The organism is Exiguobacterium sp. E4787, assembly GCF_018618375.1.
In the GTDB taxonomy this organism is placed as follows: domain Bacteria; phylum Bacillota; class Bacilli; order Exiguobacteriales; family Exiguobacteriaceae; genus Exiguobacterium; species Exiguobacterium chiriqhucha.
Genome location: NZ_JACSLY010000001.1, coordinates 263,302 through 286,700, shown reverse-complemented (window position 1 = coordinate 286,700; position 23,399 = coordinate 263,302). Strand labels below are relative to the sequence as shown.

The 23,399-nt window shown below is 53.7% G+C and carries 21 protein-coding genes; 17 read left to right on the top strand and 4 right to left on the bottom strand.

The window, feature by feature from the left end:
* Positions 1–31: 31 nt before the first annotated feature.
* The gene (locus tag KNP80_RS01520; RefSeq protein WP_016508105.1) at positions 32–196 is read right to left on the bottom strand and encodes a YqzM family protein; all 165 of its coding nucleotides are present in this window, start codon (positions 194–196) and stop codon (positions 32–34) included.
* Positions 197–286: 90 nt separating this feature from the next.
* Here KNP80_RS01520 and holA point away from each other — a divergent pair, with 90 nt between their 5' ends.
* Both holA and KNP80_RS01510 read left to right on the top strand, forming a co-directional pair.
* Entirely contained in the window at positions 287–1,297 is a 1,011-nt protein-coding gene (holA, locus tag KNP80_RS01515; RefSeq protein ID WP_286038505.1) for a DNA polymerase III subunit delta, read from the top strand.
* Positions 1,298–1,306: 9 nt separating this feature from the next.
* Positions 1,307–1,741 carry a GNAT family N-acetyltransferase gene (locus KNP80_RS01510; RefSeq protein ID WP_214717460.1) on the top strand — a complete coding sequence of 145 codons (435 nt, stop codon included), beginning with the start codon at positions 1,307–1,309 and terminating at the stop codon, positions 1,739–1,741.
* Between the two features lie 30 nt (positions 1,742–1,771).
* On the opposite strand, the gene rpsT is transcribed toward KNP80_RS01510, so the two are convergent.
* Positions 1,772–2,032 (bottom strand): 30S ribosomal protein S20, encoded by a 261-nt coding sequence (gene rpsT, locus KNP80_RS01505; protein ID WP_021065661.1) that lies wholly within the window; start codon positions 2,030–2,032, stop codon positions 1,772–1,774.
* 220 nt (positions 2,033–2,252) lie between these two features.
* Between rpsT and lepA the strand changes: the two genes are divergently transcribed.
* The 5 genes from lepA to hemW all read left to right on the top strand — a co-directional run bounded on the left by lepA (position 2,253) and on the right by hemW (position 8,827).
* The gene (gene lepA / locus KNP80_RS01500) at positions 2,253–4,076 is read left to right on the top strand and encodes a translation elongation factor 4 (RefSeq protein ID WP_214717459.1); all 1,824 of its coding nucleotides are present in this window, start codon (positions 2,253–2,255) and stop codon (positions 4,074–4,076) included.
* Positions 4,077–4,177: 101 nt separating this feature from the next.
* Positions 4,178–5,254, top strand: a complete 1,077-nt coding sequence (gene serC / locus KNP80_RS01495; protein WP_214831887.1) for a 3-phosphoserine/phosphohydroxythreonine transaminase — start codon at positions 4,178–4,180, stop codon at positions 5,252–5,254.
* The gene (locus KNP80_RS01490) at positions 5,232–6,395 is read left to right on the top strand and encodes a 3-phosphoglycerate dehydrogenase family protein (protein ID WP_214717448.1); all 1,164 of its coding nucleotides are present in this window, start codon (positions 5,232–5,234) and stop codon (positions 6,393–6,395) included. The genes serC and KNP80_RS01490 overlap by 23 nt, the downstream gene beginning before the upstream one ends.
* Before the next feature lie 12 nt (positions 6,396–6,407).
* Entirely contained in the window at positions 6,408–7,592 is a 1,185-nt protein-coding gene (locus KNP80_RS01485) for a DUF1015 domain-containing protein (RefSeq protein WP_214831885.1), read from the top strand.
* Between the two features lie 65 nt (positions 7,593–7,657).
* A complete protein-coding gene (gene hemW, locus KNP80_RS01480) occupies positions 7,658–8,827 on the top strand; it encodes a radical SAM family heme chaperone HemW (RefSeq protein WP_214831883.1) in 1,170 nt (389 codons plus the stop codon).
* Positions 8,828–8,865: 38 nt separating this feature from the next.
* Here the strand turns inward: hemW and KNP80_RS01475 are convergent, their stop codons facing one another.
* The gene (locus KNP80_RS01475; RefSeq protein ID WP_029595208.1) at positions 8,866–9,471 is read right to left on the bottom strand and encodes a DUF1054 domain-containing protein; all 606 of its coding nucleotides are present in this window, start codon (positions 9,469–9,471) and stop codon (positions 8,866–8,868) included.
* A gap of 191 nt (positions 9,472–9,662) precedes the next feature.
* Between KNP80_RS01475 and hrcA the strand changes: the two genes are divergently transcribed.
* The 6 genes from hrcA to KNP80_RS01445 all read left to right on the top strand — a co-directional run bounded on the left by hrcA (position 9,663) and on the right by KNP80_RS01445 (position 16,054).
* The gene (hrcA, locus tag KNP80_RS01470) at positions 9,663–10,685 is read left to right on the top strand and encodes a heat-inducible transcriptional repressor HrcA (protein WP_214831881.1); all 1,023 of its coding nucleotides are present in this window, start codon (positions 9,663–9,665) and stop codon (positions 10,683–10,685) included.
* 17 nt (positions 10,686–10,702) lie between these two features.
* Positions 10,703–11,275 carry a nucleotide exchange factor GrpE gene (grpE, locus tag KNP80_RS01465; protein ID WP_214831880.1) on the top strand — a complete coding sequence of 191 codons (573 nt, stop codon included), beginning with the start codon at positions 10,703–10,705 and terminating at the stop codon, positions 11,273–11,275.
* Positions 11,276–11,304: 29 nt separating this feature from the next.
* Positions 11,305–13,128: a molecular chaperone DnaK gene (gene dnaK, locus KNP80_RS01460; protein WP_214831879.1), complete on the top strand. Its 1,824-nt coding sequence runs from the start codon at positions 11,305–11,307 to the stop codon at positions 13,126–13,128.
* A gap of 109 nt (positions 13,129–13,237) precedes the next feature.
* Positions 13,238–14,347 carry a molecular chaperone DnaJ gene (gene dnaJ / locus KNP80_RS01455; RefSeq protein ID WP_214831878.1) on the top strand — a complete coding sequence of 370 codons (1,110 nt, stop codon included), beginning with the start codon at positions 13,238–13,240 and terminating at the stop codon, positions 14,345–14,347.
* Positions 14,348–14,365: 18 nt separating this feature from the next.
* The gene (gene prmA, locus KNP80_RS01450) at positions 14,366–15,304 is read left to right on the top strand and encodes a 50S ribosomal protein L11 methyltransferase (protein ID WP_029595213.1); all 939 of its coding nucleotides are present in this window, start codon (positions 14,366–14,368) and stop codon (positions 15,302–15,304) included.
* A 3-nt stretch (positions 15,305–15,307) separates the two neighbouring features.
* Positions 15,308–16,054, top strand: coding sequence for a 16S rRNA (uracil(1498)-N(3))-methyltransferase (locus tag KNP80_RS01445; protein ID WP_214831877.1), 747 nt, complete (start codon positions 15,308–15,310; stop codon positions 16,052–16,054).
* Between the two features lie 87 nt (positions 16,055–16,141).
* On the opposite strand, the gene KNP80_RS01440 is transcribed toward KNP80_RS01445, so the two are convergent.
* The gene (locus tag KNP80_RS01440) at positions 16,142–19,801 is read right to left on the bottom strand and encodes a S8 family serine peptidase (RefSeq protein ID WP_214831876.1); all 3,660 of its coding nucleotides are present in this window, start codon (positions 19,799–19,801) and stop codon (positions 16,142–16,144) included.
* A gap of 339 nt (positions 19,802–20,140) precedes the next feature.
* Between KNP80_RS01440 and KNP80_RS01435 the strand changes: the two genes are divergently transcribed.
* Genes KNP80_RS01435 through KNP80_RS01420 form a run of 4 tightly spaced genes read left to right on the top strand, consistent with a single transcriptional unit; the run spans position 20,141 to position 23,311 of the window.
* Positions 20,141–20,785: a class I SAM-dependent methyltransferase gene (locus tag KNP80_RS01435; RefSeq protein WP_214833419.1), complete on the top strand. Its 645-nt coding sequence runs from the start codon at positions 20,141–20,143 to the stop codon at positions 20,783–20,785.
* A complete protein-coding gene (locus tag KNP80_RS01430; RefSeq protein ID WP_021065678.1) occupies positions 20,782–21,249 on the top strand; it encodes an S-ribosylhomocysteine lyase in 468 nt (155 codons plus the stop codon). The genes KNP80_RS01435 and KNP80_RS01430 overlap by 4 nt, the downstream gene beginning before the upstream one ends.
* A complete protein-coding gene (locus KNP80_RS01425) occupies positions 21,250–22,188 on the top strand; it encodes a PLP-dependent cysteine synthase family protein (protein ID WP_214831874.1) in 939 nt (312 codons plus the stop codon). It abuts the gene before it with no gap.
* The gene (locus KNP80_RS01420; protein ID WP_021065680.1) at positions 22,154–23,311 is read left to right on the top strand and encodes a bifunctional cystathionine gamma-lyase/homocysteine desulfhydrase; all 1,158 of its coding nucleotides are present in this window, start codon (positions 22,154–22,156) and stop codon (positions 23,309–23,311) included. The genes KNP80_RS01425 and KNP80_RS01420 overlap by 35 nt, the downstream gene beginning before the upstream one ends.
* Positions 23,312–23,399 lie beyond the last annotated feature (88 nt).

Sequence of the window (23,399 nt, the reverse complement as noted above, 5' to 3'; positions counted from 1 at the left end):
GCTCCCCCGGGGCAATCGCTTTCTGACTGACTTATAAGCTCAAGAACTTGATGAGGACACCAATCGCGAAGATGGTGAAGAAAAAGCCGAACGGGACGATGAAGCCGATTGCTGAATCGATGGCATCGTTACGTTTGCACTGTACGTCGTTCTCGAACGGGTTTTCGCTTTGTGGGCGAACAGAGTTAATATGCATAGTGAGTCCCTCCTTGAAATGGTTCCGTCCTAAGTATAGCGAATCAGTGAAAGATAATCTATGTTTAGATAAGAATAAATTGTGAAAGTGGTGTGTGTTTTGAATGAACCGTGGCTGCATAACGGAAAGTTGTCAAACGTGTACGTCCTGTTTGGGACAGAAAAATATTTGCTAGAGACGTGGGAGCGGGCCATCATCAAAGCGGCCAACCCATCTGGTGACCACTTTGATGTCATGCAGCTCGACTTGCACGAGACGTCACTCGACACGGCGCTCGATGAGGCGGAGACGGTGCCGTTCTTTAGCGAGTATCGGACCGTCATCGTCAAACAAGCGCAGTTCTTGACGGGGGCAAAAGAGAAGCAAAAGCAAAACGTCGAGCGATTGACTGAATACGCGTTACAACCGGCGCCTTATTCCGTACTCGTCTTTATTATCGAAGCGGAGAAGCTCGACGAACGGAAAAAAGTCGTCAAGCGCTTGAAAGAGCGGGCCATCGTGCTCGAAGCGAAAAAGCCGAGCCAGTCGGAGCTGATGCGCTACGTAGGCGACGAATTGAACCGGCGCGGCCAAAAGATGGAGCGGGCGACCGTCGAACGGCTGTTATTCCTCTGTCAGGATGATTGGGGCAAACTCGTCCGCGAGCTCGAGAAGTTGCAACTGTACGCGAGTGAAGGGGCAGAGATTCCGATTGAGATCGTCAACGACCTTGTCCCGCGGACACTCGAAGACAACGTGTTCCAACTGTCCGAATTCTTAGTGGCTCGGCGTGCGGATGCGGCGCTTCGGCTCGTCCGTGATTTAGAGAAGCAAGGTCAAGAGCTGATCGGTTTGTTAGCACTCCTCGCGCGACAGTATCGGAATATGTATCTCGCGAAACAGCTGACGGAGAAGGGGTATGGCGAGAAGCAAATCGCCTCGAAAATCGGGGCGCATCCGTATACGGTGAAACTGGCCTCGCAAGCGAGCCGAAATTTCTCCGAGGCTCAGCTCGGACGGGCACTGACATTGATTGCCGACGCGGATGAGGCGATGAAGACGGGACGGGGTGACAAGCAGATCGTGTTTGATACGCTCGTCTGCCAATTGACATTACTGTGAGGTGAGGACATGGGGTTACAGGAAGTAGGGTTAGAAGCGGTGATTCCGCTTCGGCATGAAGTGTTGCGGCCGGGGTTGCCGGTAGAGACGTGTTATTTTGAAGGGGATGACGCGGAGACGACGCGTCACTTCGCCTGGGTCGAAGATGGTCGTGTCGTGTCGATTGCGACCGTCATGCGGCAAAGCCGTGAGTTTGCGGGCGACCGCGTGCCGTTTCAATTGCGCGGCATGGCGACCGCTCCCGATGTCGCCGGGAGGGGCATCGGCTCTGCCTTCTTGCAGGCGCTCCATCGTGAGCTCGATGCCGACTGGTGGTGTAACGCCCGAGCCATCGCGGTCCGGTTTTATGAACGGAACGGATTGGAGACGGTCGGTGACGCTTTTGACATCCCAGGCATTGGCGACCATTACGTCATGCGGACCCAAAAAACAGCCGGCTCCTAATGGAGGCGGCTGTTTCGTTTTAGTCTCTAATTAGAGAGCTGCGATGCGAGCTGCAAGACGTGATTTGTCACGGCCAGCTTTGTTTTGGTGGATAAGACCTTTTGCTGCAGCTTTGTCGATTTTCTTCGTAGCGAGGACGAAAGCTTCTTGAGCAGCTTCTTTGTTTCCTTCGAGTACGAGAGCGTCAACACGTTTCACTGCTGTACGCATTGCTGCTTTCTCTTGCGAGTTCGCGACGCGACGCTTTTCAGAAGTTTTTGCACGTTTGATTGCTGATTTGATGTTTGCCATTGTTTTGTCACCCCCTGAAACAAGAAAGTGTATGTTCTTATTACTTCAAGTAATCATTCAACAGAACAAGCACAATTGTAGCAAACGCTTATTCGAAAAGCAACCACTTGATGATTATTCTGAAAACTATATGTGGTATTGTTGAAGTAGGTCGTACACATTAACTTAGGATTTTGATATAATGACACGGTATGCATGAGAAGGATAGGTGAACCCATATATGAATAAACAAGAATTAGAGAATCGTCAGAAGAAGATTCGGAACTTTTCTATCATCGCTCACATCGATCATGGGAAGTCGACGCTCGCTGACCGGATTCTCGAAAGAACTGGTGCGCTCACGGCGCGTGAAATGAAAGAACAGACGCTCGATGCGATGGATCTCGAACGGGAACGTGGGATTACAATCAAGTTGAACGCCGTTAAATTGAACTATACCGCAAAAGACGGAGAAGAGTACATCCTTCACTTGATCGATACACCGGGACACGTCGACTTCACGTATGAAGTGTCACGTTCACTCGCAGCATGTGAAGGGGCTGTCCTCGTCGTCGATGCGGCGCAAGGCATCGAGGCCCAGACGCTCGCGAACGTTTATCTCGCGCTTGATAACGACCTTGAAATCATCCCGGTCATTAACAAGATCGACTTGCCATCTGCGGACGTCGAACGCGTCCGTCAAGAGATTGAGGACGTCATCGGTCTGGATGCGAGTGATGCCGTACCGGCTTCGGCCAAAGCGGGAATCGGGATTGAAGAGATTCTCGAACAGATCGTCGAACTCGTACCAGCACCGACGGGAGATCCGTCAGCGCCACTTCAGGCGTTGATTTTCGACTCGTATTATGACGCTTATCGCGGCGTCGTCGCTTCGATTCGAATCGTCAATGGTTCGGTCAAAGTCGGAGATAAGGTACAAATGATGTCGACGGGTAAATCGTTTGAAGTCACGGACCTCGGCGTCTCGACACCGAAACCGTTATCGGTGAAAGAATTGAATGTCGGCGACGTTGGGACGCTCTCGGCGTCGATTAAAACGGTCGGCGACGTTCGTGTCGGTGATACGATCACACTCGCCAAAAACCCTTCGACGGAACAACTCCCGGGTTACCGGAAGATGAACCCGATGGTATACTGCGGTCTCTATCCGATTGACGCGGCGAAGTACAACGATTTGCGTGAAGCGCTTGAACGGCTTCAGTTGTCGGACGCGGCGCTCGAGTTCGAGCCGGAGACGTCACAGGCACTCGGATTCGGATTCCGGAGCGGATTCCTCGGCATGCTCCACATGGAAATCATTCAAGAGCGAATCGAGCGCGAATTCGGCATTGATTTGATTACGACGGCACCGTCGGTTATCTATCACGTCACGACGACAGCAGGGGACGTCATCCACGTCGACAACCCATCGAAGATGCCAGAACAGCAAAAAATTGAATCGATTGAAGAGCCATACGTCAAAGCGGCCATCATGACACCGAACGATTATGTCGGTGCCATCATGGAGCTCTGTCAGAAGAAACGCGGTAGCTTCATCGATATGCAGTATATCGACACGACCCGCGTCAAAATCACGTACGACATCCCGCTCAGTGAGATCGTCTACGACTTCTTCGACCAGTTGAAGTCGAGCACGAAAGGGTATGCGTCGCTTGATTACGATTTGATCGGCTATCGTCCGTCGCGACTCGTCAAGATGGATATCCTCCTCAACAACGAGCTCGTCGATGCCTTGAGCTTCATCGTGCACCGTGATTTCGCCTACGAACGTGGGAAAGTCATCGTTGAGAAGCTGAAAGCACTCATCCCGCGGATGCAGTTCGAAGTGCCGATTCAAGCAGCAGTCGGAACGAAGATTGTGGCCCGCTCGACAATTAAGGCACTCCGTAAGAACGTTCTCGCCAAATGTTACGGTGGTGACATCTCGCGGAAACGTAAATTGCTCGAGAAGCAAAAAGAAGGTAAAAAGCGCATGAAGATGGTTGGTTCCGTCGAAGTGCCGCAAGAAGCGTTCATGTCCGTCTTGTCGATGGACGAAGAATAATCGTTCGCCCTTATCTCCGGATAAGGGCGATTTTTGTCATTTGGCAGGATTCGGCACATCAGGCACGGAATAGTACGTACTTACAGAGAAATAGAGGAGGAGTGGCAGTGATCTATAATTTTTCAGCCGGGCCGGGCGTCTTGCCGGAACCGGTCTTACGTGAAGTGCAAGCCGAGTTTCTTTCCTATAAACAAGGGGTGTCCATCGTCGAGATGAGTCACCGTTCCGACACGTTCGCCACAATCGTCGAGCAGCTCGAGGCGAGACTGCGGCGGTTGATGCAGATTCCTGACGACTATGCCGTCCTGTTTCTACAAGGCGGTGCCACCCTACAATTCTCGATGGTGCCGATGAACCTGCGCGAGTCGGGGCGCTTCGTCTATCTCGACAGCGGGATTTGGTCGAAAAAGGCGATTGCTGATGCGAAACACTACGGTGACGTCGTCGTCGCCGGCAGTTCGGCAGCGGTCAAGTATCGAGACCTTCCCGCATGGCCGAAGACGATTTCAGACGTCGACTATCTTCATGTGACGTTGAACAACACGATTGAAGGGACGCGCTATACGGAACTGCCGGACACGGGAGTCCCGATCGTCGCCGACGTCTCGTCGAACATCTTGGCGGAAGCGATTGACGTCAAGCGCTATGGGTTATTATATGCCGGTGCCCAAAAAAATATCGGGCCGGCTGGATTGACGCTCGTCATCATCCGTCGCGATTTGATTGTCGACCGTGACTTGCCGTCATACCTCGCGTATAGCAAGCACGTTGATACGCTGCTCAACACGCCATCGACGTTCAATCTATACGTCGCCGAGCGCGTGCTCGCCTGGGTCGAGGGAGAAGGCGGGGTCGAGGCGATGGAACGTCGCAACGTCGAGAAGAGTGGTCTATTTTACGACGCCTTGGATGCATCGCCACTGTTTCATGCCGTCGTCTCGGGCAAGCAGCGGTCGCTGACGAACATCCCGTTCACGACCGGGGATGCCGAGACGGACCGGGCGTTTCAACGATTCGCCGAGGCACGCGGGTTAATCGAGCTCGGGGGTCACCGTTCGGTCGGCGGCCTGCGAGCCAGTCTATACAACGCGATGCCGCTCGAAGGCGTGAAGCGTCTCATCGATGTGATGCATGAGTTTGAACAGGAGGGACAAGATGTTTCATATAAAAACGTATAATCAAATCGCAGAAGACGGGTTACGGCGTTTCAAGCCGAACGAGTATGCCGTCAATGACGCCGAACAAGCGGACGCCTGGGTCATTCGGAGCCATGACGTCCATCAGGCGGACATCCCGCCTTACTTGCTCGCCATCGCCCGGGCCGGTGCCGGCGTGAACAATATCCCGCTCGACCGGCTCGCCCGTCAAGGGGTCGTCGTGTTCCATACGCCGGGCGCGAATGCGAACGCGGTCAAAGAACTCGTGCTCGCCAGCATGCTGTTATCGGTCCGTCCGATTTTGGAAGGGGCGAACTGGGTCAACAATCACACGTTTGCCGATCAGACATCGCTCGAAGAAGCCATGGAACAACAGAAACGGCGTTTCGTCGGATCCGAACTGCGAGGCAAGCGCGTCGGCATCGTCGGTCTCGGTGCAATCGGGGCGTCACTCGCGAACGATTTGCTCCATCTCGGCATCGACGTCATCGGGTACGACCCGCACTTATCGGTCGACGGGGCCTGGAATATCTCACAACAAGTAAAACGGGCGAAGCAGTTGAGCGAGTTGCTCGCCGACGTCGACATCCTGACGATTCATATGCCGCTCACGGATGACACGCGCCACATGATTGATGCGACATGGTTCAAGCAGATGAAACCGGGCGCTACCGTTTTGAATTTCGCGCGGGGTGAACTCGTGAATGACGCCGATTTGTTAGAAGCGCTCGATGACAACGTGGCGACATACATCACCGACTTCCCGAAACAAGTGCTGCTTGGACATCCGCAAGTCGTCGCGTTTCCGCATCTCGGCGCCTCGACCCACGAGTCTGAGGTGAACTGTGCAATCCAAGCCGTCGATACGCTCAAACTGTATCTCGAGACCGGTAGCATCCGAAACTCGGCCAATTTCCCGAACACGGAGCTCCCTTATGTCGGCAAGCGGCGTTTGGCCGTGCTCCATTTGAACGTCCCGAACATGGTCGGTCAAATCGCGAGCCGGCTCGCCGAGAACGGAATCAATATCGACAACATGGTCAACCGGAGCCGCAACGACGTGGCCTATACGTTAATCGACATCGACAACCATAAACATGAGACGCTATCTGTGAACGCCTTGTACGACATCGAGGGCGTCATGCGCGTCCGCGAATTTTAAGGAGGAATGATCATGGTCGTATTCAAACCATTTGCCCCATACATGCCAACCCATCCCGAGAACGTCGCCGCCGACCCGTACGATATCGTCAGCGTCGAACAAGCACGTGAGGACGTCAAACTGCGTCCCGACTCGTTCCTTACGGTCGATAAACCAGAAGTGTTCACGGCGGACATGCCGCTCGAAGCGTGGGGACAACGGGCCCGTCATGAGCTCGAACGGCTTTATGAGAGCGAGTTGACCGAACGGACTCACGGGTTTTATGTTTACCGGCTCACCGATCAAGGGCGTATCCAGACAGGGCTCGTCGCCACATTCTCGATGACCGATTATGAGGCCGGTCGCATCAAGATTCATGAGCACACCCGTGCCGCGAAAGAACGCGAACGCGTCGAGCACGTATCGGCGACGAAAGCGCACACGGGCCCGATTTTGATGAGCCACGCGCCGGACGAAGGGTTGCGTCGCATCTTGGACGACGCGACGACAGGAGAGGCGTTGTTTGCCTTCACGGACAGTGAAGGTGTCATCCATGAAGGCTATGCCGTGCCATCCAAGCATCAAGCACGCATCATCATTCTCGGGGCCAGCATTCCGGCTATCTATATCGCCGATGGGCATCACCGGGCCAAAGCCGCAGCCGTCGTCGCACGGAGCCCGATTCATGAAGGGGAATCGAAACAAGAGCGGGACCACTTCCTCGGCGTCTTGTTCCCGAGTGATGAGCTGACGATTTTACCGTATCACCGGATTTTGAATCAAGTGGCCCCGGAAGAAGTGATGGCGCTACTCGATGGTCTCGCTTTCTCATATGACATCGAACCAGTGGCTGAGTTGCAAGTGCCGAATGAACGAGGCACGTTCGGCTTGTCGTATCGCGGTGAACATCACGTGCTCAAAAAACGACAGACGACGACGATACTCGATGTCGCGACGTTGCAACGGGATGTGCTCGAACCATATTTTCACGTCACGGACGTTCGCACTGATCATCGAATCGATTTCATCGGCGGCAAGGACGCACCGAAACGACTCGCCGACTTGGCTGAACGTGATGACGTCGTCGTATTGACGTGCTACGCCACAGCGATGGAAGAGCTGATGCGCGTCGCCGACGAGAACGGTCAAATGCCGCCAAAATCGACGTGGTTCGAACCGAAACTGAAGAGCGGTCTGTTCATTCATCGGTTCGATTGAACGTGCAGAGTGGCGTCTCGGCGTGAAAAGCGTTATAAATGGAAGAGAAGAAAGGGGTGGCCGCCATGGCTAAAGCCGTATATCTTCACATTCCATTTTGTGAACATATTTGTTATTACTGTGATTTCAACAAGGTGTTCTTAAAGAACCAACCGGTTGATGACTATTTAGATGCACTTGAACGGGAAATCATCCTCTCGCTCGAACAATACCCGACCGATACGATCGAGACGATCTTTATCGGCGGTGGGACACCGACGGCGCTCAATGAGGCGCAGATGAAACGACTCATGGACATGGTCGCACGTCATCTGCTCCCGCTCGCGTCTCCGAATTTGGAGTATTCGGTCGAGGCGAACCCGAACTTCGTCAGTGCGGAGAAACTCGACACGATGAAGCAAGGAGGGGTCAACCGCGTCAGTTTCGGCGTCCAAACGTTCGACGACGGCGGACTCGAGCGCATCGGACGGACGCACCGGGCCGATGACGTGTTTGCGACCGTGACGGAAGCTGCGAAGCGATTCGATAACATCTCGATTGACTTGATGTTCGGTTTGCCGGAACAGACGCTCGAGCAGATTGAGCGCGACCTCAACTTAGCGTTCGAGCTCCCGATTCAACACGTGTCTTCCTATTCGTTGATTCTCGAGCCGCACACCGTGTTCGCGATTCAAGAGCGAAAAGGGAAGCTGCGCCTTCCGGGCGAAGATATCGAAGTCGCGATGTATTTAAAAGTGATGGAGACGCTCGAACGGCGTGGATTGAAACAATATGAGATTTCAAACTATAGCCTTGAAGGACGGGAGAGCCGTCATAACCAAGTGTACTGGCGCAACGAAGAGTATTACGGCTTCGGCGCCGGCGCACACAGTTATTTGAACGGGGAACGTCGGGCGAACATCGCCCCGATTCCGCACTATATCAAAGCGGAGGGGTTACCGGTCCGCAATACGACGACGCTCGAGACGTTCGAGAAGATGGAAGAAGAGCTGTTCCTCGGACTTCGGATGCGCCAAGGCGTGTCGTTTGCGACGTTCGAGTCGAAGTACGGTGTATCGATGCGTTCGGTGTTCGGGCACGTCTTGACGGAGCTCGAGGCGAAGCGGTTGATTGAGACGACGGACACACACGTCCGCTTGACCGAGTCGGGACTCCCGCTCGCCAATGAGGCGTTCGCGGCCTTCATCGGTGAAGCGCGTGTGAATGACGCTCACGATCAACCTTCATTATCATAAAAATAGGGCGGACCCGACTTGGGTCCGCCCTTGATTGTTTATAAGACGAGGTCACGATAAATCGGCATGAGCCGGCTGAACGTATCCTCGACGAGCGCCAAGAAGGCGGCTTCGTTTTGAAGAATCGACGCATCGGCCGGAAGTTGGCGGCCGATTAAGAAGTCAGCTTTTTTCACGGTCGCGAAGCGTTCCGTCATCGTCTCAATCGATTCGGACGACATATCCTCGATTAAAAACGCGTCTTTCTTCATATGGTCCCCGGCGATATGGAAGTCAGGGAAATCCGATTTGAAGTCGAGTGCCATAAGTCGGCGGCCGATTGCTTCCTTGTTCGGCATCTCATAGATGAAGGCGAGCCAGACGAAGACGCGGTCGTCGAATAAGCCGACCTGGAAATGGGGATGTTTCTTATAGCCGCGTTTGTCATGGCAGATCGCCATCCACGTGTCCTTCGGCGGATTGACCGTCCGGCGGGCATGCTTGGCGACATGTAAATAGAGCGGGATGCCGACGTCGGCTTCGAGCTGAGGCCCGACCTCGTCATAAATCCGGTGAAACAGCGGTTGAATCTCTGAGCGGATCCCGGCCATCCGGGCGTCGAGTCCGTCTTGCGTGAATACGTCGAATTGTTGTGTTGTAAACATCTAATCACCTCATTTCGTATCATACCGAATGTTGACGAAACATGCATATCCGAACGCTTGAACGGACTGGAAAAAATGAGCCAAATGAATTGACAAATAAGGAGAACATGATTATATTTGAAGTGTGATTAGCACTCAGTAAATATGAGTGCTAATAAAGCGAGTCCAATCCTTCAGAGAGGAGTGATGTTGTGCTGACAGAGAGACAATTGCTCATTTTACGAGCGATCATCGATGATTATATTCAGACGGCCCAACCGGTCGGGTCGCGGACGTTATCGAAGCGGGATGACTTATCATTCAGTTCGGCGACAATCCGTAACGACATGGCCGATTTAGAAGACATGGGTTTGATTGAAAAGCCGCATACGTCGGCTGGACGAATCCCGTCTGAAATCGGCTATCGGTATTATGTCGACCATCTCGTCGAGACGAAAATCATCGACGAGCGCGAGACGTATCGTCTCGGTGAACGACTGCGCGCTTCGGCCCAAGAGTCGGAAGTGCTCATCCGTCAAGCCGCTGACCTGCTCTCTGATTTGACCAACTATACGACGGTGGCACTCGGTCCGAACAGCCAGATGAATCGCCTGGCCCGAATCGACTTGATGCCGCTCGACGAACGGCGAGGCGTCGTCTTGATTGTGACCGATCAAGCCCACGTCGAACATCGGACGGTTGTATTCGACTCTCCGATGGCGCCTGACTTGGTCGAACAGACGATTCGTTTCTTGAACGATCGTCTCAAAGGGACTCCACTCGGTCAGCTAAAGTTCCGAATCGGGGAAGAAGTGGCCAAACTTCGACTCGCGCACCAGGAACAATTTGAGTTCATGATGCAACTCATTCAATCGACCTTCGAAGTCCAACATCCTGCTTCGCTATATCTAGGGGGGAAGAAGAACATCTTCAACCAACCTGAGTTTCAGACGCTCGACACGTTGCGTCCGTTCCTCGAATGGATCGATGAACAGGAACGGTTGACCGACTGGCTCGAATCGTTGCCAAACCGCGAGATTTATGTGAGCATTGGTAGCGAGAATGGCATCGTCGCGCTTCAAAATTGTAGCGTCATCACGTCCGACTATACGCTCGACGGGAAGACGTTCGGGACAATCGCCATGATTGGACCGACCCGGATGGACTATCGACACGGTGTCCAAATGATGGGACAAATCATTGAGGCGTTAAGGCGAACGAAATTAGAAGAGTGATGGAAAGGAGCCTCATTATGACAACTGACAAACAAAACGGGCCTGAACCAGAAGAAGTGCTCGAAGAAAAAGATTTTGATCCGAAACAGACAGAGGCTGTCGAAGCAGAAGAGGTTTCAAATGTTGAGATTGTGGAAGAAACTTCTGAAGGGACGGATTTACAAAAAGAAATCGACGCACTCAAAGCGAGCGAGCTCCGCATCCGTGCGGACTTTGACAACTTCCGTCGTCGGACGAACGAAGAGAACGCGAAACGCGTGAAGTTCGCGTCACAGACGGTCGTCGAGAAGTTGATTCCGCTCATCGATAACTTCGAGCGCGCGCTCCAAGTCGAGGCGACTTCGGACGACGCCAAGCAGATTCAAGCGGGCGTCGACATGATTCACCGCCAGTTACTCGACGTCTTGAACGGTGAGAACGTCGAAGTGATTGAAGCGGTTGGTCAACCGTTCGACCCGAACTATCATCAAGCGGTCATGCAAGAGCCGAGCGATGAGTTCGAATCGGGCATCGTGACGATGGAGCTTCAAAAAGGGTACACGATGCACGGACGCGTCATTCGTCCGAGCATGGTAAAAGTCTCAGAATAACATTACTTAATTAGATGGAGGAATAGACAATGGGTAAAATTATCGGAATTGACTTAGGTACAACGAACTCATGTGTGGCAGTCATGGAAGGTGGCGAAGCAGTCGTCATCTCGAACGCAGAAGGGAACCGTACGACACCATCTGTCGTCGCATTCAAAGGCGAAGAGCGTCAAGTCGGGGAAGTAGCGAAACGTCAAGCGATCACGAACCCGAACACGATTCAATCGATTAAGCGTCACATGGGAACGTCGCATACGGTCGAAGTTGACGGCAAGAAATTCACGCCGCAAGAGATCTCGGCAATCATTTTGCAGAAATTGAAAAAAGATGCAGAAGACTACCTCGGTGAAACGGTGACGGAAGCAGTCATCACTGTACCTGCCTACTTCAACGATGCGGAGCGTCAAGCGACGAAAGACGCAGGGAAAATCGCCGGTCTCGACGTCAAACGAATCATCAACGAGCCGACGGCAGCTGCACTCGCTTACGGTCTCGATAAAGGTGAAGACCACACGATCTTGATTTATGACCTCGGTGGCGGTACGTTCGACGTCTCGATTCTCGAACTTGGCGACGGCGTCTTCGAAGTTGTCGCAACAGCAGGGGACAACCGTCTCGGTGGTGACGACTTTGACCAAAAAGTTATCGACTATCTCGTAGCTGAATTCAAAAAAGAGAACGGCATCGACCTCGCTCAAGACAAGATGGCGCTTCAACGTTTGAAAGATGCAGCCGAGAAAGCGAAGAAAGATCTTTCAGGTGTGACGAGCGCGCACATCAGCCTTCCGTTCATCACGGCCGGAGCAGCTGGTCCGCTTCACCTTGAAACGACACTCACACGTGCGAAATTCGAAGAGTTGACAGCCGACCTTGTCGAGCGCACGATGGAGCCGACACGCCGCGCGTTGAAAGACTCAGGTCTTACACCGTCTGACCTCGACAAGATCATCCTCGTCGGTGGTTCGACACGTATCCCAGCGGTTCAAAAAGCGATTCACGACTTCACGAAGAAAGAGCCGTTCAAAGGCGTGAACCCGGATGAAGTCGTCGCCCTCGGTGCCGCCATCCAAGGTGGCGTCCTCGCTGGTGACGTCAAAGACGTCGTCCTTCTCGACGTGACTCCGCTCTCGCTCGGTATCGAGACGATGGGTGGCGTGATGACGAAGTTGATTGACCGTAACACGACGATCCCGACTTCGAAATCACAAGTCTTCTCGACGGCAGCTGACAACCAGCCGGCCGTAGACATCCACGTCCTCCAAGGGGAACGCCCGATGGCGCCGGATAACAAGACGCTCGGCCGCTTCCAATTGACGGACATCCCGCCGGCACCACGCGGTGTGCCGCAAATCGAAGTCAAATTCGACATCGATGCGAACGGAATCGTTCACGTATCGGCGAAAGACCTCGGTACGAACAAAGAGCAGTCGATTACGATCCAATCGTCTTCAGGTATCGATGAGGCTGAAATCGAGCGCATGGTAAAAGAAGCGGAAGCGAACGCAGAAGCGGACAAACAGCGTAAAGAAGAAGCCGAACTCCGCAACGAAACGGACCAACTCGTCTTCGCGACAGACAAAGCGATCAAAGACCTTGGCGACAAAGTCGATGCGGCTGACAAAGAACGTGCTGAAGCGGCGAAAGAAAAAGCCAAGTCAGCACTCGAAGGCACAGACCTCGAAGCAATCCGTACGGCGAAAGACGAATTGTCAAACGTCGTTCAAGAATTGACGCAAAAAGTATATGCGAACATGGCTGAAGAGCAAGGTGCTGAAGGTGCCGAGACACAGACGGAAGCGAAAGACGACAACGTCGTCGACGCGGAGTTTGAAGACCTCGACGATCGTAAATAAGGCAACCGATAGATAGGAGAGCGCCAAAGCAGGTTTCTGCTTTGGCTCTTTCCATGTTAAGGTAGATTCGGTAGAATCTTAGTTTAGACAGTGTAGAGGAGAGAGTAACGTGGCGAAACGAGATTATTATGAAGTGCTTGGCCTGGATAAATCGGCCTCGGCACAAGACATCAAGCGGGCGTATCGTAAGCTCGCACGACAATATCACCCAGACATCAACCAAGAGCCGGATGCGGCCGATAAATTTAAAGAGCTCGGAGAAGCGTATGAAGTGCTGTCAGACGAGCAGAAACGGGCCCAGTATGACCGCTTCGGTTTTGAAGGGGCCAGCCAATTCGGTGGCGGTGGCGACTTCCAAGGTGGCTTCGGTGACATCTTTGACATGTTCTTCGGTGGCGGTGGGGGACGTCGTCAAGACCCGAACGCTCCACGTCGCGGCGAAGATTATCAATACGTCGTCGATCTCGATTTCATGGAGAGCGTGACCGGTAAGACGGAAACAATCGACCTTGAGATTGAAGTCGAATGCGACACGTGCATGGGCAGCGGTGCCAAACCAGGGACGAAACCAGAGACGTGTGGCCGTTGTGGCGGTAGCGGCGTCGAGACGGTTGAACAGAACACGATTCTCGGGCGGATGGTCAACCAGCGGACGTGTAGCCAATGTCACGGCAGCGGGAAGACGATCAAAGAAAAATGTGAAACGTGCCATGGTTCTGGCCACGTCAAGAAACAGAAGCAAGTCGAAGTCAAGATTCCAGCCGGGATTGACAACGGCCAACAAATCCGTCTCTCCGGTAAAGGCGGCCCAGGTTATAACGGCGGGCCAGCCGGTGACCTATACATCGTCGTCCGCGTCCGGGCCCACGAGATCTTTGAACGGGTCGACCAACACATCACGATGGAGATGCCGGTCACATACGCACAAGCAGCACTCGGTGCCGAGCTAGAAGTGCCAACCGTCCACGGCAAGGTGAGCCTAAAAGTACCAGCCGGCACGCAGACCGGGTCGAAATTCCGGTTGCGCGGCAAAGGGATGCCGAGCGTCCGCGGCGGCGGCAACGGCGACCAGTACGTCAATATCGTCGTCATGACGCCGACGAACATGACCGACCGTCAAAAAGAATTGCTCCGTGAATTCGAAGAGATTAGCGGAGAAGCAGGCGTCGAAGAACAACACGGCCTGTTCCAAAAAATGAAGAAGTTTTTTAGTCAGTAAAAGGAGCGTGTTCAAACAATGAAATGGTCTGAAATTTGTGTTCACACGACACAGCAGGCAGTCGAAGCCGTATCGAATTTACTACATGAAGTGGGGGCACAAGGGGTCGTCATCGAGGACGTCGAAGATTACGACCAGATGATGGCCGAAGACCATTTCGGCGAGATTTGGGACGTGTCGGGCCGCGAATCGTATCCGACGTCCGGTGTTTATGTGAAAGCATACGTACCGGCCTCAGGTGATTTTCAAGACACGCTCGCTGCGTTCAAAAAAGAAGTGGATGGCTTGCGTCATGTGCTCGATATCGGCACCGGCGACGTGACGGTCGTCGAGATGGACGAAGAGGACTGGGCCCATTCGTGGAAGCAGTACTACAAGCCCGTCAAAATCTCACAACATTTGACGATCGTTCCGCTTTGGGAAGATTACGAGCCACAACCGGAAGAGAACGTCATCTTGCTCGATCCGGGGATGGCGTTCGGGACGGGGACGCATCCGACGACGATGCTCTGCATTCAGGCGATCGAGAACTATATCCGACCGGGTGACCGATTGATTGATGTCGGCACGGGTTCAGGTGTCCTCGCCATCGCTGCTGCGAAGCTTGGCGCCGAACGGGTCGAGGCACTCGATTTGGATGCGGTCGCCGTCGAATCGGCGCGTCAAAACGTCGAGACGAACGGTGTCGGCAACGTCATCGACGTGAAGACGGGTGACTTGTTGAAAGGGATGACGGGGGAGTATGACCTCGTCGTCGCCAATATTTTGGCCGACGTCATCATGCTGTTCATCGATGATGCATATGCGCGCGTCAAACCGGGCGGCTACTTCATCACGTCGGGTATTATCGGACAGAAGCGGGCCGAGGTGACAGAGGCGCTCAAGGCGTCCGGATTCGCGATTGAAGAGACACGGGTCATGGAAGACTGGGTCGCCATCATCGCGAAGAAAGGATGAGCCATGCAACGATACTTTTTACCGCGTGAGTCATTTGTTAATGACACGGCCACCTTACCGGCCGACGTCGTCCATCATATCGGGACAGTGCTCCGGGAGACGCCCGGTTATCGCATGGTGCTTTTAGACGGTACCGGCCTCGAATATGAGGCTGAGGTCGTGACGCTCGAGAAGAAGACGGGCACGGCCCGGGTGCTCGAACGCCGTCAAGCGACGACCGAACTTCCCGTCGACGTGACGCTCGCCTATGCGCTTCCGAAAGGCGATAAAATCGAACTCGTCGCCCAAAAAGGGACTGAGCTCGGCATGCATCACTTCTGGGTGTTCGAATCGAAGCGCTCGGTCGCCAAATGGGACGCCAAAAAGGCACCGAAAAAAGTCGAACGGCTCCAGAAAATCATGCAGGAAGCGGCAGAACAGTCGTACCGCGCCGTCGTTCCGATGTGCCAACACATCAGACCACGGGAACTGACGGACCGCATCGATTCGTTCGATGCCGTCGTCATCGCCTATGAAGAACAAGCGAAGCAAGGGGAGCAAGCAGCGTTTGCGACGGTGTTGAAAGCACTTCGACCTGGGGTGAAGCTCCTGCTCATCGTCGGGCCGGAAGGCGGCTTTGACGAAAGTGAAGTGAATGAGTGGACGGAACGCGGGGCACAGGCCTGTGCTTTCGGACCACGCATCTTGCGTTCGGAGACCGCGCCGCTCTATGCGCTCGCCGCTGTCTCTTATGCGCTCGAATTGAATTAACACATCAAACGGCTCTCGCGGATGCGGGAGCCGTTTTTGTACCTAGAAAAAACAGGCTCGCGATTTGGGCGCGAGCCTGTCGAATTATTATTTGACGAGTGTGATCGTCTTCGTCGTCACGTTACCGGCGAGGTCGGTCGCCTCGAACGTGAACGTGTTCTCACCTGACGTCACAGGAAGTGTGACCGTCTGTGTTTTCGCGAATGAACGCATCTCATACGGGGCTTTCAGCGCCTGGCTGAATTTCAAGTCACCGTTGACGACGAGTTTCACTTCGTCGAAGTTGTCTTTCACCGTCACAGCGACGTCGACCGACGTTTGTTTTTTACCGATCTTTTTCGGCAGTTTTCCAAGTTCGATGCTGGCTGGTGTCGTATCCACGAAAATCGCGCGTTGGAAGTTGGCGACGTTGCCTGCCGCATCTTCCGCGACGAACCGCAACTTATGGACACCGTCCGCGAACGTCCGCGTCGTGTTGAAGACGTGTTCTTTCTTCGCATCGTCCCATGTGAGCGGCACGTCAACACCGTCGACTTGGAACGACTGGATCGCAGATGCGTCTTGAATCGTTCCAGCGACCGGGACGACCGATGTCGCGTATGGCGTCAAAGCGAGCGGGGCGTTCACGAATACGCCCGGCTTATCCGCGTCTGTCGAGTAAGCGACCGTCTTCGTCGTGCTGTTGCCGGCGTGGTCGACGACGCGAACACTGACTTGATCGGCTTCACTGACGCCTGTGAACGTATAGGCTTTGCCATCAGCTTGCTTGGCGACAGATTTCCCGTTCAAGAAGTACTCGACCGAATGGATTCCAGAGAATTCATCTTTCGCTTGGACCGCCAAGCTGTCCCCTTGCCATTTCGTCGTGAACGTCGGATCCGTGTAATCGACTTTGACCGGGAAGCGAAGCGTCTGTGCTTGTTTCTTCATGTAATCGATGCTGCCTTCGATTTCATAGAAGTATTTGCCGGCCGGGGCTGGTTTGCCGTTCAACTGACCATCCCATGTGTAAGCGGCCGAGTAGTAATAAGGCGTGTTGGCACCGCCGTCAAAGTAGTTTTTACGAAGCTCTTCATCTTGGAACAACGTCCGGACGACATTACCGGCCTCGTCGACGATGCGATACTTGACGTCCTTGGCGTTACGGAGCAACGAGAACACCGGTGCGGCAACATCTTTTGAACCGTCTTTGTCTGGTGAGAAGGCGATCGCGTCGGCAGAGACCGATTCGTCGAGGCTCGAACCGAGATAGTTCCCTGTCTGATCGACCATACCTGACACTTCGTAGAACGAGCCGTCTTCATAGATCGAGGCATCGAAGATTGGCGCCTTGCCCCAGTCTCCTTCGAAACCGACGAACGGTACGACGAGTGACGGGTTGCCCTCAGCACCGTTGACGTCCGTCAAGCGGACGAATCCATCAACGAAGTAACCGTTCTCGAAGACGTCTTTCGCCGGTACGAGACCGTCGAGCGTTTTCGGATTGAGCACTTTCGCTTTCGAGACGTCGAGTGCGACTTTGAGCTCTACTTTTGCGTTCGGTTTTACTTTGACCGTACTGACTTTCTTACCGTTGACCGTCACTTTTGCATTCTCGAGCGCTTGGGCTTCCATCGCGTTCTGAACGAGTCCGGCCGTCTGCTCGATGGCGAGGTCGGTCTGGAGTGACGAAGATACGTTATACAATACGGCCTTGTCCGACAAGTTCTCGACGACAAGCGTGAACGTCGCTTTGCTGCGGTTCAATTCCTTGAGCGCGACTTTAGCTTCTTTCGTCTTCTTCTCGTATGCGATCGCCGGTGTCGAGACGGCAGCGTGCAATTGCATGAGACCGGCTCCACCACGACGCGGCGTGTACGGAAGGTTCTGTTGCAACTGTTTGTTAAGCGGTCCGATATCCGTGACCGCTTTCGACGTGTTGATGAGCAAGTTCTTCGCCATCGTGACACGTGCCGTGCCCGTCAAACTGAAGTCGCGGTCGACGCGCTCGAGGACGAGGGCGGCTCCGCCGGCCACGTGTGGGGCGGCCATCGATGTACCGCTCATCAAGCCGTACTGGTTATCGTTCAACGTCGAGAAGATCTGTCCGCCCGGTGCTGAAATCTCTGGCTTGAAGTCGAGGTTTGGTGTCATGCCCCACGACGTGAAGTTCGAGAGCTGACCGGCCGCACCGTTGACAACGCTGAGGCGATCGCCGGCAAAGCCGATCGTCATCTGTTCACCAGCGAGGAGACGTTGTTGCAACGTGTTCCCGTCTTTGATGCTGAGCGAGGCCATCGGGATTTTTGGGTTGGCCAGTGCCATGCTCACATAATCGCCGTGACCGACGGCTCCGCGGACGATGACGCCAGCCGCGCCGTTCGCTTCGGCTGTCTGTTGAATGTTTGAATAGAAGTAACCGCCATCGCGGACCGCGAGGACAATTTTTCCTTTGACGTCTTTTCCGACGTATTGGCTCGGTTGGCCGTCGCCGACGTAGACGAGGTCGTAGTTGCCTTGTGTGAAAGCGGGACCGTCTTGTTTTTTCCAACCGATTTTGTCTGTGGCGTCACCCGACTTGACCGAGAACGCGTCCAATTGAATTTGATCGTTCTCGAGCGAAGCGACAGATGTCGACGCCGAGCTGACACTCGGGGCACCGACGACGCCCGTGTCCGGGTTATTGGCATAAGGCAGGTCATACCCATTGCCGAAGTAGGCCGAGTTTCCAGCCGAGATTGACATGAAGACACCGTTATCGACGGCGCGTTGGACGGCTTGTTGCTCCGGTGAGTCGGCATCGACGAATCCGGCCGTTGAGCCGAGACTCATATTGATGACGTCCGCACCGAGTTTGATGGCATCATCGATGGCTTTGATGTAAATATCGCCATATGTCGAAGCGTAGTTCGGATCGTTACTGAATACTTTGAGCCCGAGCACTTGTGCCTCAGGAGCGACACCTTTCAAGCCACCGGCCGCTTCATCCCCGTTGGCAGCGACCGTACCCGAGACGTGCATCCCGTGCATCGAGGCACCAGGTGAATCGTCACGGATATCATCGTTCTCATCATAATAGTTATAGGCGTATGGGACTTTCTCGTTTATGTAAGCTCCAGGCATACCGAACGTGCTGACGGCCGTCTCGACTTCTGTTTGAGATAATTCGGCCTTTGAGTCATCAGTGAGACGGAAATCGCGGTGGTCGGCGTCGACACCTGTATCGATGACAGCGACGATCGTCCCTTCACCCGTGAACCCGTAATCGCCCCACGTCTGCTGTGATTGGACCATGCCGTTACTCGTGACCATGTCCGGTTTGACTTCTGGACGTTCGTACTCGTTGACGACGTGGACGCTTGCGACTTCAGGCAACGCCTCGACCTTTTTGACATCGGTCGCTGTGAGCATCGTACTGAAACCGTTGAAGACGGTCGTGAACTCTTCGAGCGTCACGGCTTTGACGCCTTTTTTTGAGATCGCAGTTTTCGCTTTCTTCTGTTCGGCTTTGACGAGCTTTTGAGCACCGTCTTTCTCCGTTTTCGTCAACTCGTTGAATTTTTTACCTTTTTTCTTGGCTTGTTCGATGGCCGGGGCCCCGACGAGTTCGACGACGACGCGTAATTTCTCATGCTTGTCGGTCGAGCTCACGCTCTGTTTGACGGATGGCTTGGCTAGGACAGGTTCTGCGCCGAGGCCGAGTAGGCCGGGCGTCAACGCGAGGCAAGTCGCGAGGGAGACGTTCAAATAAAATTTCGGTTGTGGCAATTTAGTATCCTCCAATCGTTTTTTGAAAAAATAAATCCATTTGTGGAAAATGATAGCGGATTTCAAACCAAAATTCTTCCTATTTTTTAAACGATAGGGTAATGAATTTGAACAAATTAAAAGATTCTGACAATTACTTTGGACCTATCCACGTTAAAATGTGGATAGGTCTTTTCTCATTTCCTGACTCTTTCATCGGATTAACAATAAATAATTCATCTCTCTCAAACAATATGGGCAATTCGCTTGAGATTTTAATCTAAAGTTGATACAGTCTGTAGTAGATAAATCATATAAAACTTATCGATATAGTCGGAATAAAGATGATGGGGTGACAACATGGGATTACAATTCATGGACATTTTTAAGGAATGGGCGTCAGAATATGACGCGACCGTGACCGGACATGACGAACAGTATCGTGAAGTGTTCGCCGGGTACGAGACGATGCTCAACGAGGTCGTCAACCAATTAGAAGGCCGGGTCATGGAATTCGGAAGCGGGACAGGGAACTTGAGTGCAAAAATCTTGGAGCGCCACGAATTGATTTCGGTCGAACCGTCTCCGGAAATGCGGGCCGTCGCGGCCGAGAAGTTACAGCTCGATATCGTCGACGGTGACTTTCTCAACTATCCGACGGATCAACAGGTCGATACAATCGTGTCATCCTATGCGTTCCATCATTTGACGGATGATGAGAAACAGACGGCGATTCGAAGTTACGTCGAACACCTCGACGCCCCGCGCTTCGTCTTGCTCGATACGATGTTCGCCTCGCAAACAGCGAAACGGGACATCTTGGACTGGGCCGAAGCGAACGGCTATACCGATTTACTCGAGGATTTGAATCGAGAGTTTTATCCATATACCCAGACGATTCAAGCGATGCTCGAAGCAAACGGCTATACGGTTACGCTCACGCAAAAAAATAAATTCGTCTGGCTCGTCGTGGCCACGAAACAATCAGGAGGAACTCAATCATGAAAAGTTATAAAGTCGAAAGCTTTAATTTAGACCATACAAAAGTACAAGCGCCTTACGTCCGTTTAGCTGGAGTGAAGAAAGGGACGGCCGATACGATTTATAAATATGACATTCGCTTTATTCAACCGAACGAAGGGCTTATGCCGATGCGCGCCGTCCATTCGCTCGAGCACTTGATTGCTGAAAACAGCCGTAGCCACTCGAATCAAATCATCGACGTCTCGCCGATGGGTTGCCAGACAGGCTTCTATTGGACGATGTTGAACGACGGGGATTACGAAGCGATGCTCGACCTCGTTGAAGCGACACTCCGCGACGCAGCGAATGCGACAGAACTTCCAGCGCAAAACCCGATTCAATGCGGGAGCGCGAACCATCACGATTTCGAGGGCGCGAAGAAGCTCGCGGCCGACATGCTTGCTAAGCGTGACGAGTGGCACATCATCTTCAAGGACGAAGCGTAAATGATTGTCCAAAGCGTCTATGAATTGATCGGGGAGACGCCTCTTCTCGAATTGCGGACGTTACCGGTTCCTCCTGGTGTCAAAGTGTACGGCAAGCTCGAGATGATGAACCCGGGCGGAAGTGTCAAGGATCGGCTCGGTCTGCAATTGATTGAACGGGCGCTTGAACGTGGACAACTTGAACGCGGGGGAACGGTCGTCGAACCGACGGCCGGGAACACCGGAATCGGGCTCGCGCTCGCCTGTCAACGTCACGGCATCAAGTTGATGACCGTCACTCCGGAGAAGTTCAGTCAAGAGAAGCAAGCGCTCATGGCGCTCCTCGGGGCGACCGTCGTCAACACGCCGACGGAGCTCGGGATGAAAGGTGCCATCGCGCGGGCGAAAGAGCTTGCCATCGAACATGACGCCTATGTGCCGGAACAGTTCTCGAATCCGGATAATCCGGACGCATACGTCGACACGCTCGCGCTCGAGCTTCAGGCCGACCTGCCGAACATCGATGTGTTCATCGCCGGGGCCGGCTCAGGGGGGACGTTTACAGGTGTCGCGAGCAAGTTGCGGCCGAACGGGACGAAGACGATCGTCGTCGAGCCGGAAGGGTCGATTTTAAACGGTGGAGCACCAGGACCGCACAAGACAGAAGGCATCGGCGTCGAGGCGTGGCCGGCGTTCTTGCCGCGCGACCTCGTCGACGGGATTTACACGATTACGGACGAAGAGGCGTTCTATTATGTCGCCCACCTCGCCAAACAAGAAGGTTTGCTCGTCGGAAGTTCATCCGGAGCGGCCATCGCGGCATGCGTAAAAGAAGCGGCCCAGATGACAGAAGGCGTCATCGTGACGATTTTACCGGACAGCGTCGAACGTTATTTAAGTCAAGGAATAGTCAAGGAGGCAGAATATGCGTACAAAAACAGCACTCATTCACGGCGGTAAAACAACGGACCCGTTGACGGGAGCCGTCACACCACCGATTTATCAGACGAGCACGTATAAGCAAGACGGCATCGGCAATCTCCGCGAAGGGTATGAATATTCCCGGACGGCCAACCCGACACGGACGGCACTTGAGACGCTCATCGCCGATATCGAGGGCGGTGCTAGCGGGTTTGCGTTCGGTTCTGGGATGGCAGCCATCTCGACGATTTTAATGTTAATGAAATCAGGGGACCACGTTATCGTCGGTTCTGACGTATATGGGGGAACGTACCGTGTATTCAATCGAGTATTTCAATCACTTGGCTTGGAGGCAACTTTTGTCGATACGGCCGATACGCAAGCGGTCCGTGAAGCGCTCCAGCCGAACACGAAAATGATTTACGTCGAGACACCGACGAACCCGTTGTTGAACGTGACGGACATGCGTCTCATCCGCGCCATCGCTGACGAGGCGGACGTCCTGTTCGTCGTCGACAACACGTTCATGACACCGTACTTCCAAAACCCAATCGAATTGGGGGCAGACTACGTGCTTCATAGCGCCACAAAATATTTAGGCGGCCATAGCGACGTCGTCGCCGGTCTCGTCGTTGCCCGCACGGAAGAGCTTGGAGAGCGTTTGGCGTTTCTTCAAAACTCAGTCGGCGCGGTACTCGGACCACAAGACAGTTTCCTCGTTGTTCGCGGCATCAAGACGCTCGCGGTCCGCATGGAAGCGATTGAAGCGAACGCGCTCGCGCTCGTCGACTACTTGACGAAGCATGAAGCAGTCAGCCGTGTCTTGCATCCGAGTGTCGGTAGCGAAGAAGCGAAGCGGGTCCACTTGTCGCAGGCACGTGGTTTCGGTGGAATGATCGCCTTCGACGTCGGTTCAGCCGAGGCGGCCGAACTCGTCGTCGCGAAGACGAAGTACTTCACGCTCGCCGAGAGTCTTGGCGCGGTCGAGAGCTTGATTAGCGTCCCGGCTCGGATGACGCATGCGTCAATCCCTGCGGAACGCCGTCTCGAACTCGGGATTACGGACGGACTTGTCCGCATCTCGGTCGGCCTCGAAGATGTACAAGATTTGATTGAAGATTTGGAGCAGGCGCTCGCGACCGTGGCGACGATTCCGAACTAAGTTGCATAGCGATACGAGGTGCGCTCGCGAGCGTGCCTCTTTTTGTCGTGTGCAAGGTGAAAGAATTCGCTTGAATGTCCTAATCGCA